The sequence below is a fragment of the Collimonas rhizosphaerae genome, assembly GCF_038896935.1.
Classification (GTDB): Bacteria; Pseudomonadota; Gammaproteobacteria; order Burkholderiales; family Burkholderiaceae_D; genus Collimonas; species Collimonas rhizosphaerae.
This window is the reverse complement of sequence record NZ_JBANDC010000002.1, coordinates 243065-255770: the sequence shown is the minus strand read 5'-3', so window position 1 is coordinate 255770 and position 12706 is coordinate 243065. Positions and strand designations below refer to the sequence as shown.

At 59.7% G+C, this 12706-nt stretch carries 10 protein-coding genes; 9 read left to right on the top strand and 1 reads right to left on the bottom strand.

Annotated features, from left to right (window positions below):
* Nucleotides 1–61 precede the first annotated feature (61 nt).
* The 7 genes from V8G57_RS03645 (at nt 62) to V8G57_RS03615 (ending at nt 9037) form a co-directional block, all read left to right on the top strand.
* Nucleotides 62–1180, top strand: a complete 1119-nt coding sequence (locus V8G57_RS03645; RefSeq protein WP_144738805.1) for a cell division protein ZipA C-terminal FtsZ-binding domain-containing protein — start codon at nt 62–64, stop codon at nt 1178–1180.
* A 2-nt stretch (nt 1181–1182) separates the two neighbouring features.
* Nucleotides 1183–3264 (top strand): NAD-dependent DNA ligase LigA, encoded by a 2082-nt coding sequence (ligA, locus tag V8G57_RS03640; RefSeq protein ID WP_342828226.1) that lies wholly within the window; start codon nt 1183–1185, stop codon nt 3262–3264.
* Entirely contained in the window at nt 3251–4126 is an 876-nt protein-coding gene (gene galU, locus V8G57_RS03635) for a UTP--glucose-1-phosphate uridylyltransferase GalU (RefSeq protein ID WP_092396390.1), read from the top strand. Before ligA ends, galU begins: the two co-directional genes overlap by 14 nt.
* A 37-nt stretch (nt 4127–4163) precedes the next feature.
* The gene (gene def, locus V8G57_RS03630) at nt 4164–4700 is read left to right on the top strand and encodes a peptide deformylase (protein WP_092396392.1); all 537 of its coding nucleotides are present in this window, start codon (nt 4164–4166) and stop codon (nt 4698–4700) included.
* Between the two features lie 220 nt (nt 4701–4920).
* Complete coding sequence (locus V8G57_RS03625) at nt 4921–6687, top strand: cation:proton antiporter (RefSeq protein ID WP_342828224.1); 1767 nt, start codon at nt 4921–4923, stop codon at nt 6685–6687.
* 94 nt (nt 6688–6781) lie between these two features.
* On the top strand, nt 6782–7453 hold the full coding sequence (gene rpiA, locus V8G57_RS03620; RefSeq protein WP_092396528.1) for a ribose-5-phosphate isomerase RpiA: 672 nt from the start codon (nt 6782–6784) through the stop codon (nt 7451–7453).
* A gap of 471 nt (nt 7454–7924) precedes the next feature.
* Nucleotides 7925–9037, top strand: a complete 1113-nt coding sequence (locus V8G57_RS03615) for a porin (protein WP_092396396.1) — start codon at nt 7925–7927, stop codon at nt 9035–9037.
* A gap of 79 nt (nt 9038–9116) precedes the next feature.
* Here the strand turns inward: V8G57_RS03615 and V8G57_RS03610 are convergent, their stop codons facing one another.
* Nucleotides 9117–10187: a YeiH family protein gene (locus V8G57_RS03610; RefSeq protein WP_342828223.1), complete on the bottom strand. Its 1071-nt coding sequence runs from the start codon at nt 10185–10187 to the stop codon at nt 9117–9119.
* Nucleotides 10188–10361: 174 nt separating this feature from the next.
* Between V8G57_RS03610 and V8G57_RS03605 the strand changes: the two genes are divergently transcribed.
* Together V8G57_RS03605 and chvE are read left to right on the top strand one after the other, a co-directional pair.
* A complete protein-coding gene (locus V8G57_RS03605; protein ID WP_342828222.1) occupies nt 10362–11252 on the top strand; it encodes a LysR family transcriptional regulator in 891 nt (296 codons plus the stop codon).
* A 376-nt stretch (nt 11253–11628) separates the two neighbouring features.
* Nucleotides 11629–12687 carry a multiple monosaccharide ABC transporter substrate-binding protein gene (gene chvE / locus V8G57_RS03600; protein ID WP_371326574.1) on the top strand — a complete coding sequence of 353 codons (1059 nt, stop codon included), beginning with the start codon at nt 11629–11631 and terminating at the stop codon, nt 12685–12687.
* Nucleotides 12688–12706: the final 19 nt, after the last annotated feature.

Below are 12706 nucleotides of genomic sequence, written 5' to 3'. Positions count from 1 at the left end.
CGCGAATTCACAGCGCGTTCGCCGCTTGCTCGGCAGCGTCCGCTATTAAGGCATCAGCAGAATGACAGATTTACAAGCAAGCCTGTTTATCATCGGAGGCGCGTTTCTTGTCGGCGTCATTTCCTATAACAAGTGGCAGGAATACAAAGCCAAGAAGAGTGTCGAGCGGGCGTTTTCAGGATCGCATGACGATGTCCTGATGACCCCCGGCAAAGCCGCCGGGAAAGACAGTGGTGAAGCGCCGGCCCGGCATGAACCGAAATTGTTCGACAGCGAGCTTGACGCCGACGCGCTGCCGCGCGATGACCTGGAGCAGAGCGCGGAGCAGCAGGCCATCGAGCCGCAGCTCGGCAATCCGGCAACTGCCGCGGCGCCTGCGGCACGCAAGGACCTGCCGGTGGACGAACTGATCGATTGCGCGATTCCGCTGGCGCTGGAAGCGCCGGTGCGCGGCGACAAAGCCTTGCCGGCGCTGCAAACCCTACGCCATGTCGGCAACAAGCCTATCCATTTCATCGGCGAAGACGCCAACGGCGAGTGGGAGCCGGTGGCGCACGGCGGCATCTACAGCACCTTGCTGGCCGGCGTGCAGCTGGCCAACCGCACCAATCCGCTGAACGAAATCGAATATTCCGAGCTGGTCACCCGTTTGCGCCAGATCGCCGACGACCTCGGCGCCGAGCCGGATTTGCCGGACATGTCGGAAGTGATGCACACGGCGCGTTCCCTGCATCAGTTCGTGGTGGAACACGATGCCCAGCTGGGCGTGAATATCCAGTCCAACGGCGCCCCGTGGGCCATCAGCACCTTGCTGGCGGCGCTGACCCGCCAGGGGTTCGACGCTCGGCCGGAGGGCCGCATGGTGATGTCGGACGGCGAGGGCGGCTTGCTGTTCTCCTTGTCCACCAATGCCAGCGCGGTGGCGGAAACCACCAGCCGCCTGACCTTGCTGCTCGACGTGCCGCGGGTTGCGCCTGACCGCGACGGCTACGGCGCCATGGTGGCCTGCGCACGTTCGTTGGCGGCGCGCCTCGGCGGCGTGCTGGTCGACGACAGCAACCAGCCCCTGGCCGATGTCCAGCTGGCCGAGATTGCCGGCCAGGTCGATGCCTTTTACCGTGAAATGGATGCCGCTGAAATTCCAGCCGGCTCGATTCGGGCTTTGCGTCTATTCAGTTAACTATGTCTTCACTATCATCACAAGCAGGCGGTCCGGGAAATGCTCCCGAGGCCGCCGAATGGCGTGCGCGCGCGGCCTGGCTGGCGGCCGAGCTGAACCGCCACAACCACTCTTACTACGTGCTCGACAATCCCTCGATTCCGGATGCCGAATACGACCAGCTGTTCCGCGAACTGCAGGCGCTGGAACTGGCGCATCCGGAACTCAATACGCCGGATTCGCCGACCCAGCGCGTGGGCGCTGCGCCGCTGCCGCTGTTTGAGCAGGTGACGCATTCGATACCCATGCTGTCCCTGGGCAACGGCTTTGAAGACAACGATATCGTTGAATTCGACCGCCGTGTCAGGGATGGCCTCGACACCCAGGTTGACAGCGATATCGAGTACGCCGCCGAACTGAAGTTCGACGGCCTCGCCATCAACCTGCGCTACGAAGACGGCGTGCTGGTGCAAGCCGCCACCCGCGGCGACGGCACCACCGGCGAAAACGTCACCAGCAACATCCGCACCGTGCGTGCGATTCCGCTGCGGCTGCATGCCGAGCATCCGCCGAAGGTGCTGGACGTGCGCGGCGAAGTGCTGATGTTCAAGGACGATTTCGCCAAACTCAACGCCCGCCAGCGCGAAGCGGAGATGAAAGAGTTCGCCAATCCGCGCAACGCCGCAGCCGGCAGTTTACGGCAGCTCGATTCGCGCATCACCGCGCAACGCACCCTGCGCTTTTTCGCCTACGGCATCGGCGCGCTGGAAGGCGCCGAGATGCCGCCGTCGCATTCGGCGCTGCTCGACTGGTACAGCCAGCTCGGACTGCCGGTGTGCAAGGAGCGCGGCATCGTCAAAGGCGCCAACGGCCTGCTGGACTTCTTCCGCGATATCGGCAGCAAGCGCGCGCAGCTGCCCTACGAAATCGACGGCGTGGTCTACAAGGTGAATCGTTTGCTGCAGCAGCAGACGCTGGGGTTCGTGTCGCGCGCGCCGCGTTTTGCGCTGGCGCATAAATTCCCGGCGGAAGAAGCCACTACTCAGGTGCTAGGCATTGAAGTGCAGATCGGCCGTACCGGCGCCGTCACCCCGGTGGCGCGCCTGGCGCCGGTGTTTGTCGGCGGCGTCACGGTAACCAACGCCACCCTGCACAATGAAGACGAGGTGCGGCGCAAGGATATCCATATCGGCGACACCGTGATCGTGCGCCGTGCCGGCGACGTGATTCCGGAAGTGGTGTCCTTTGTGCCGGAACTGCGGCCGGCGGATGCGCAGCCGTTTGTCATGCCGAGCGAGTGCCCGATTTGCGGTTCCGCCATCGTCAAGCTGGAGGATGAAGCTATCGCGCGCTGTTCCGGAGGCTGGGTGAAATGCGCAGCGCAGCGCAAGGGCGGCTTGCAGCACTTTGCATCGCGCCGGGCGATGGATATCGAAGGCTTGGGCGACCAGCTGATCGAACAGCTGGTTGACCGCGATATCATCCATACTGCGGCCGACCTGTACAAGCTGGGCCTGGTGAAGCTGGCGGCGCTGGACCGCATGGCCGACAAGTCGGCGCAGAATGTCATGTCCGCGCTGGAAAAATCGAAGTCGACCACGCTGGGGCGCTTCGTTTATGCGCTCGGCATCCGCCATGTCGGCGAGGCGACGGCGAAAGAGCTGGCGGCGCATTTCGGCAATATCGACGGCTTGCTGCAGGCTTCCGAAGAGCAGTTGCTGGAGGTTGCCGATATCGGTCCTGTGGTGGCACGGTCATTGCTCGCTTTCTTTGCCGATCCGCTCAACCGGGAACTGGTCGAGCAGCTGCGCGCGGCCGGTATCCACTGGCCGGAGAACTTGCCGGCTGCCGGCGGGTCCAAGTTCTTGTTAGGCAAGACCTTCGTGCTGACCGGCAGCCTGCCGACCCTGACGCGCGATGCCGCCGCTGCCATGATTGAGGCGGCAGGCGGCAAAGTGACAGGTTCGGTTTCCAAGAAGACCAGCTATGTGGTCGCGGGCGCCGAGGCCGGCAGCAAACTGACTAAAGCGGAAGAACTGAACATCCCTATCCTGGATGAGGACGGATTCCGCACTCTTTTAGAAAGCGATCATGACCAAGATTAGAAAAGCCGTATTTCCCGTCGCCGGCCTGGGCAGCCGATTCCTGCCGGCCACCAAGGCCCAGCCTAAAGAAATGCTGCCCATCGTCGACAAGCCCTTGATTCAGTATGCGGTGGAAGAAGCGGTCGCCGCCGGCATCACCGACATGGTGTTCATTACAGGCCGCAACAAGCGCGCGATCGAAGATCACTTCGACAAAGCCTACGAACTGGAAACCGAACTGGAGGCGGCCGGCAAGGAACGCTTGCTGGAACTGGTGCAAAACGTCATTCCCAAGCATATCAACTGCATTTTCATCCGCCAGTCGGAAATGCTGGGCCTGGGACACGCGGTGCTGTGCGCGCGTCCGGTGGTCGGCGATGATCCGTTTGCAGTGTTGCTGGCCGACGATTTCATGGACGTGGCGGCCGGGCACAAGCCTGTGCTGGCGCAGATGACCGATATCTTCGCCACCGAAAAATCGAGCTTGCTGGCCGTGCAGGACGTGCCGCGCGCCGACACCAAGCAATACGGGATCGTCAGCATCGATGCGTATAAAAAGGACCTGGAAAAGGTCAACAGCATCGTTGAAAAACCGCAGCCTGACCAGGCGCCATCCACCCTGGCGGTGGTCGGACGCTACGTGCTGACCAATGGCATTTTCGATTGCCTGGAAGGATTGGGCAAGGGCGCCGGCGGCGAGATCCAGCTGACCGACGGCATTGCCGCGCTGATGAAAAAGGAACGCGTGCTGGCCTATCGCTACGCCGGCCAGCGCTATGATTGCGGCTCCAAGCTGGGTTACCTGAAAGCGACGCTGGCGATGGGCCTGAAGCATCCGGAAACCGGCGCCGAATTTGCCGAGTACCTGAAGCAGTTTAAATAACCCCCCCCTCCGTTCCAGACTAACCAGAGACTGCATCATGACCGTTCGTGAAATCCTGAAAATGGGCGATCCGCGCCTGCTGCGGCAAGCCGAGCCTGTCACCGCTTTCGGCACGCCTGAGCTGGAGGCGCTGGTCGCCGACATGTTCGACACCATGCATGCAGTCAACGGCGCCGGCCTGGCGGCGCCGCAGATCGGCGTCAACCTGCAGCTGGTGATTTTCGGTTTCAAGAACAACGTGCGCTACCCGGATGCGCCGGCGGTGCCGGAAACGGTGCTGATCAATCCGGTGCTGCGTCCGCTTTCCGACGAAATCGAAGACGGCTGGGAAGGTTGCCTGTCGGTGCCCGGGCTGCGCGGCGTGGTGCCGCGCTGGACCAGTTTGCACTACGAAGGCTTCGACCAGTCTGGCGCCGCCATCAGCCGCGATGTCGACGGTTTCCATGCGCGTGTCGTGCAGCATGAGTGCGATCACCTGAACGGCATCCTGTATCCGATGCGGATCAAGGATTTCACGCGCTTCGGTTACACCGAAGTGCTGTTCCCCGAGCTGGATCCCGGCCACGACGATTGAGCCGCCGCTTTTACCGCAACAGGTAAGCGGCAAGCCTGCATCCGATGCCGAGGAATCCGATACGGCGCGGGCGATTGCCGTCAATATATAATTGCAAGAAAACCAAGCGCGACGGGGTTGCTGCCTGCCGTGCCTGGTCCATCGCAGCCTTGCATCGCGGCGCATCTCCGCCGCTGCTGTCTGTGCGTCTCCCCAATTCGCTTACTTCGGAAACCCATCCATGCACCATGCGGTAGAAACGTTTATCCAGGACCTGGCCGTGATCATGCTGATCGCTGGCGTCGTGACAGTGCTGTTCAACCGTTTCAAGCAGCCGGTGGTGCTTGGCTACATCGTCGCCGGCGTCATCATCGGGCCGCATACGCCGCCGTTTTCCCTGATCACGGATGAACGCACGATCCAGATCCTGGCCGAACTGGGCGTAATCTTCCTGCTGTTTTCGCTGGGCCTGGAATTCAGCCTGAAGAAACTTGGCAAGGTCGGCGCCACGGCTTTTGTGGCAGCCCTGGCGGAGATTACGCTGATGCTGTGGGTCGGTTACGAGATCGGGATCTATTTCGGCTGGAAAACGATGGACGCGGTATTCCTCGGCGCCATGCTGTCGGTGTCGTCGACCACCATCATCGTCAAGGCGCTCAATGAACTGGGCATGAAACGCGAGAAATTCGCCCAGCTGATTTTCGGCATCCTGATCGTCGAGGATGTGCTGGCGATCGGCATGATCGCCTTGCTGTCGGGCGTCGCGACCAGTGGTTCGGTGGATGCCGGCGACGCCGCGGTCACCATCGGCAAGCTGGTGCTGTTCATGATCGTGTCGCTGGTGGCCGGCATCCTGGTGGTGCCGCGCCTGCTTGATTACGTGGCTCGCTTCAAGAGCAAGGAAATGTTGCTGGTGACTGTGCTCGGCCTGTGTTTCGGTTTTTGCCTGCTGGTCATGAAAATGCAGTACAGCGTGGCGCTGGGCGCTTTCATCATCGGCGCGGTGATGGCTGAGTCGCGCCACCTGCACCAGATTGAACGCCTGATCGAACCGGTGCGCGACATGTTCAGCGCCATCTTTTTCGTCGCCATCGGGCTGCTGTTCAATCCCTCCATCCTGGCCCAGTACTGGCTGCCGATCGGAGTGATCACGGTGGCCGTGGTGCTGGGCAAGGTGGTCAGCTGCGGCCTGGCAACTTTCCTGTCGGGCCATGACGGCCGCACTTCGATGCGGGTCGGCATGGGCCTGTCGCAGATCGGCGAATTTTCTTTCATCATTGCGGCGCTTGGCGTCAGCCTGAAAGTCACCAGCGATTTCCTCTATCCGACCGTGGTCGCGGTTTCCGCCGTGACCACCTTGCTGACGCCCTACCTGATCAAGCTGGCCGATCCGCTGTCCACCCGCCTGGCGCAGGCCATGCCGCGGAAAATGGCGTCGGTATTCGGCATGTATTCAACCTGGCTGGACAGCTTGCAGCCGCAGGGCGATCGCGCTGAACTGTCGCGCATCATCCGCCGCATCCTGCTGCAGGTGGTGGTGAACCTGGCGCTGGTGGTGGCGATTTTCATCATCGGCGGCTATTTTGCCGAGGCGCTCGGCAGCCGCATGTCGGCCTGGGTGGCGGACGCGCAGGTGCAGAATGCGATAGTGTGGGGCGGAGCGCTGCTGGTTTCATTGCCTTTCCTGATCGCCACCTATCGCAAGCTGCATGCGCTGAGCATGCTGCTGGCGGAAATCAGCGTCAGGCCCGAATGGGCCGGATCCCACAGCCATGCGGTAAGGCGCGTGATTGCCGAGGTGATCCCGGTGGTGTCCATCATCGGTATCATGTTGATGATCGCCGCGCTCAGCAGCCGCATCCTGCCGCCGACCAACCTGCTGATCCTGGTGCTGGTGGCAGCGGCGGCGCTGGTGCTGATGTTATGGCAGCGGTTTGTGAAACTGCACTCGAAACTGCAAATCGCGCTGCGTGAAACGATGGAACAGCAGCCCGACGAAAATCACTGAGATCGGCGGACCAGGGTGCTGTTTTCCGAATCCGCCGCTGCGTTTGGTTAAAATAGCGCCTTTACTTCTTTTTCAAGACAAAGCCATGACTGCCATGACCCAGGACGAACTCAAGCAAGCTGTTGCCCGCGAAGCAATCAAATACGTGGTGGACGGCCAGATTGTCGGTGTCGGCACCGGTTCGACCGCCAATTTTTTCATTGATGAACTGGCCAAGATCAAGCACCGCATCAAGGGGGCGGTGGCTTCCTCGGAAGCGACCGCGGCGCGGCTGCGGGCGCACGACATCGAGGTGTACGACCTGAACCAGGTCGCGACCATGCCCGTCTACATCGACGGCGCCGACGAAATCACCGAGCAGGGCGCCATGATCAAAGGCGGCGGTGCGGCCTTGACGCGTGAAAAGATCGTGGCCTCGGTGGCCGAGAAATTCATATGCATCGCCGACGGCTCCAAGCTGGTCAAGGTGCTTGGCAAGTTTCCGCTGCCGATCGAAGTGATCCCGATGGCGCAGGCGGTAGTGGCGCGCAAGCTGATCAAGCTGGGCGGCGAACCGCGTTTGCGCTTCAAGGACGGCAAGCCGCTGATTACCGACAATGGCTGCGTGATCATCGACATGGTCGACCTGAAAATCACCGATCCGATCGAACTGGAGCGGCAGATCAACCAGATCACCGGGGTGGTGACGGTCGGCTTGTTTGCGCAGCAGGGAGCGGATGTCTGCTTGCTGGGAACGCCGGATGGCGTAAAGACGCTGAAATTCTGATCTTGCAGTCGTGCAGTGTTGAGAAGGGCCCGAGTTTCGGGCCCTTTTTCTTTTGCAGAGAAAATTCCAGAAGTTTGTTGCTTAGAAATAAATATCCTGGCTACCGCTATTCTGCAAGCCGTATGCTGGATGGATAATTTATTTCCAAATGGATATATGTAACAGCGCCATCACCGGCCATTCCACATCCTGCGCCACGATTCCGGCGATGACCCTGTGTAAACTCAAATAATGCATATGCTGAGTCATAAATGTCATAAACAACTGCTAAAAAACAACATAAATCGTCAACTTCACCTAAATTTTATTTTTCTTTCTAAGAAACCCTCGGAAATCAATGCAATTTTTGTATGAATAGGTATTATCTAGGCCGTTCAGCTTGTAACAATTAGTAACATTGCTAATACATGTTGCCAAAATATTCAGGCAGGACACCGGGATAAGACAACTTACATATTACAAAGGGTAGAAATGAAAAAGACTGTATTTGCACTGGCCGCCCTCGGCCTGATCGGCGCCAATGCACAAGCACAAACCAACGTCACCATCTATGGCGTGATCGATGCCGGCCTTACTTACACCAGCAAAGTCGGTCCAAAAAACGATAGCCGCATCAGCCTGGATTCCGGCGACATGGCGACTTCCCGCATCGGCTTCCGGGGGACGGAAGACCTGGGCGGCGGCCTGAAAGCGGTTTTCCAGCTGGAAAACGGTTTCAATGCGGACGACGGCTCGCTCGCAACCGCCAATACATTGTTTGACCGTAAAGCGGTAGTCGGCCTGTCCGGCAGTTTCGGCACCGTCACCCTCGGCCGCCAGACCGATTACCTGGACGACATCGGCAGCAAATATACGTCGGTGCAGACATTCGGCAGCAACGGCATCAAAGCCGGCCATTTCAATAACCTGGACCGCGTCGGCGGCGTCCGCGCCAATAATTCGATCCGCTATGACAGCGCGAACCTGAGCGGCTTCACCGGCAGCCTGTTCTACGGTTTCGGCGAAGTCGCCGGCCAAACCTCGGCAGGCCAATCGTTCGGCCTGGCAGGCAACTATGCGAACGGCCCGTTCGGCGTCGGCCTCGGTTACTTCCAGACCAAACTGGCTGCCGATGCGCTGCCAAGCAAGGCTGGCGATACCGACCTCAAGACTTTCACCCTCGGCGCCAGCTACCAGGCCGGCCCGGCCAAGATCTACGGCGCATGGTCGCAAACCAAGCGTCCGCTGGCTTCGGCGCTGGCAGCGACCGGCCTGGTCAACATCACTACCGCGACCAAGGCCAACATTTTCGACCTGGGCGTCGATTATTCGCTGACCGGCAACCTGCACCTGCTGGCCAGCGTGATCTATGACCGCGCCGACCTCAGCCGCAAGACTACCGGTCCGACCAAGGGCAAGACTACCCAGCTGAACCTGGGCGTGGATTACTTCCTGTCGAAACGCACTGACGTGTACGCTTTGTACACCAACCAGCGCGCCAACGATGTCAACAACCCAGGCGTGATCAATGCTGCATACAGCAGCGCGCCAGCGGACGACAGCAGCCAGAACGTATTGCGTGTGGGCCTGCGCCACAAGTTCTGATCGTTGGCAAATGAACGGCTGAGCAGCAATAGCTGACAGCATGGGCGGGGAGGCGAGTGCGCTTCCCCGCCTTTTTTTATCAGGCCAGCCAGCGCAACACCAGCATGTTGATCATGGCGCCGCCAGCGATCAGCCAGCCGAACAATACCGCCGCGAAAACCAGCGGCTTCACTCCTGCGGTGCGCAGCGAGGAAAAATGGGTGGATATGCCGAGCGCTGCCATCGCCATTGCCAGCAATACATTGTCGGCATCGTTGACATGCGACACCAGCGCAGCCGGCAGCAGGCTCAGCGAATTGAACGCCACGATCGCCACAAAGCCGAAGGCAAACCAGGGAATCGCCAGGCCGCGGCCTTTTGCGGCGCCGCCTGCCTTGCCTTTCCTGGATAGATAGGCCGACAGCAGCATCAGGAACGGCGCCAGCATCATCACCCTCACCATCTTGGTGATCACCGCCGTATTGGCCGCATCGGGGCTGATAGCGCGGGCCGCGGCCACCACCTGGGCGACTTCGTGCACGGTCGAGCCGGTATAGATGCCGTAGGCTTGCGGCGAAGCGGCCAGGAATTGCCAATGCAGATTCAGCTGGTACAGCAGCGGATAAAGAAAGATCGCCAGCGAACCGAACACCACTACGGTCGCCACGGCCACTGTCACCTGGGCCGGCCTGGCTCGCAGCACCGGCTCGGTAGCCATCACGGCGGCCGCGCCGCAGATCGAGCTGCCGGCGCCGATCAGCATGGCGGTCTCGCGATCCAGCTTGAACACGCGGGTGCCGAGCAGCAGCGCCATGCCGAAGGTGGAGCACAGGACCATCGCGTCGATCAGCACGCCGCTCAGCCCGACGTGGCCGATATCCTGGAACGTCAGCCGGAAACCGTACAGGATGATGCCCAGCCGCAGCAGGTTTTGCTTGGAAAAATTGACGCCGGCGGCGCAGGAGCGAGCGATCCGTTGATAGCCGAGGTTACCGGCCAGCATGCCGAGCACGATGGCCAGGGTCAATGCGCTGAAGCCGTGCGCCTGCAGCCAGTCGATCCTGGCGGCGGCGATCGCTGCTGCTGCAATCAGGGCGCTCATGGCCAGTCCGGCCAGCAGGGGCAACGGCGCTTTGACCGGGCTGGTTGCGGTTAATGTAGGGGTATTCACCAGGATGTCCAATTCAGATGCGGCCGTGCCGCCATGGAAACCACTATAGCGATTTGATATCTAAAAGAAAAACAGATTAATTTTGTATAATCTACCTGTTTTATAAGTAGATAATAGATTGGTTGATATTTCCCCTCAGCGATACTCGCTGTTCCAGACAAAGGCTGGTCCAAGATGCGCCTCACCATCAGGCAGTTGCAGATTTTCCTGGCGATAGCCCAGTCCGGCAGCACCACTGCCGCCGCCGAACAGGTCGCGTTGTCGCAGTCGGCGGCCAGCGCCGCCCTGAACGAGCTGGAAAACCTGCTGGACTGCCGTCTGTTCGACCGCGTCGGCAAACGCCTGATCCTGAATGACAACGGGCGCCTGCTGTTGCCGCAGGCGGGGCAGGTGGTGGATGCCGCCAAGACCATAGAACAGCAGTTCCTGACGCCAGGCATGGCGCAGGGCGGCAGCCTGCAGATCGGCTCCAGCACCACCATCGGCAGTTATCTGCTGCCCTCGCTGGTCGCGGCTTACCGCCAGCAGCATGGCGAGTTGCAAGTGCGGGTGACGATAGCCAATACCGCCGACATCGTCGCCGCCGTGGTCAATTTTGAAGTCGACGTCGGCCTGATCGAAGGCCCCAGCCACGCCGCCGACCTGCAGGTGGAGCCGTGGATGGTGGATGAATTGCTGGTGGTCGCTTCGCCGCAGCATGCCTTGGCCGTCAGCGACAAGAAAGCAGGCGTGGCGCAGTTGCGCGAGGCCGAATGGCTATTGCGCGAGCCGGGCTCCGGCACGCGTGAAGCGGTCGAGCAAGCCTTGCTGCCGCATTTGCATTACTTGCGCCAAAGTTATGAATTCGGCAATTCGGAAGCCATCAAGCACGCAACCGCCGCCGGCCTCGGCATCAGCTGCCTGTCGCATGCCGTGGTGGCCGATTTCCTGCAAAGCGGACGATTGGTGGAGCTGAAGACATCGCTGCCGAGATTGCACCGGCATTTCTACCTGATCCACAGCAAGCACAAGATCCTGTCGCTGCGGCTGATGCAGTTCCTGGCTTACTGCCGCAGCTGGTCCTGAATAAGTACTGCTTGCCGCTGCCGCTGCCGGCCATCTTCCTGTCATTGATATCTAAATGGATATCAGTTGTGATAAAAAAGTGATTAGTAAGACTAGCCAAGTGTTTTTACACTGGCTTCGGTATTTATTCTCTTGGGATTGGTGGCGGAAAGCCTTCGATACAATTTTCGTCCACATCGTATGAATATCTAAAGCGATATCGAAAATACGAAAAAATTCATTTGTTTGATATCGATGATGTTCGTAAGATAGTGAGGAATTTCATCAGGAAAGGTCTATATTGACTGTTACCCGGCAACGGCGCAGGCAGTCAATGCAGGTGCATCACAATGTTTAGGCGCAAGATCAAAATAACTAAAGGAGACAAGCTGTGAAATTGATTAAAACAACGGTTGTTGGATTGTTGATTGGCGCGTTCGGCCTGGTGTCCCAGGCAGGCGCACAGGAAAAAGGTCCGATCGGCATTTCGATGCCGACCAAATCTTCCGCGCGCTGGATCGCCGACGGCGACAATATGGTCAAGGTGTTCAAGGAAAAAGGCTACAAGACCGACCTGCAATACGCTGAAGACGACATTCCAAACCAGCTGGCGCAGATCGAGAACATGGTGACCAAGGGCGTCAAGGTGCTGGTGATCGCTGCGATTGACGGCACTACCTTGTCCAACGCTCTGCAAAAAGCCGCCGACAAGGGCATCAAGGTCATCGCTTATGACCGCCTGATCCGCGGCTCCAAGAACGTCGACTACTATGCCACCTTCGACAATTTCCAGGTCGGCGTGCTGCAAGCCGGCTATATCGAAAAGACACTGGGCCTGAAGGAAGGCAAAGGACCGTTCAATATCGAACTGTTCGGCGGTTCGGCCGATGACAACAATGCTTTCTTCTTCTACAACGGCGCGATGTCGGTGCTGCAGCCGTATATCGATAAAGGCAAGCTGGTGGTGCGCAGCAAGCAGACCGGCATGGACAAGGTCTCGACCTTGCGCTGGGATGGCGCGGTAGCCCAGGCGCGCATGGACAACCTGCTCAGCGCCTACTACGGCAACGCCCATGTGGATGCAGTGCTGTCGCCGTATGACGGCATCAGCATCGGCATCCTGTCGTCGCTCAAGGGTGTCGGCTACGGCACGCCGAAGTCGCCGATGCCGGTGGTGACCGGGCAGGACGCTGAAGTGCCGTCGGTGAAATCCATCGTGCGCGGCGAACAGCGCCAGACCGTGTTCAAGGACACCCGTGAACTGGCCAAGGTGACGGTCGGCATGGTGGACGCCATGTTGAGCGGTAAAACGCCCGCCATCAACGATACCAAGACGTATAACAACGGCGTCAAGATTGTGCCTTCCTACCTGTTGAAGCCAGTCAGCGTCGATGCCTCCAACTGGAAGCAGGTGCTGGTCGGCAGCGGTTATTACACCGAAGCCCAGATCAAATAAGCGTCGGCTGGGACGTAGC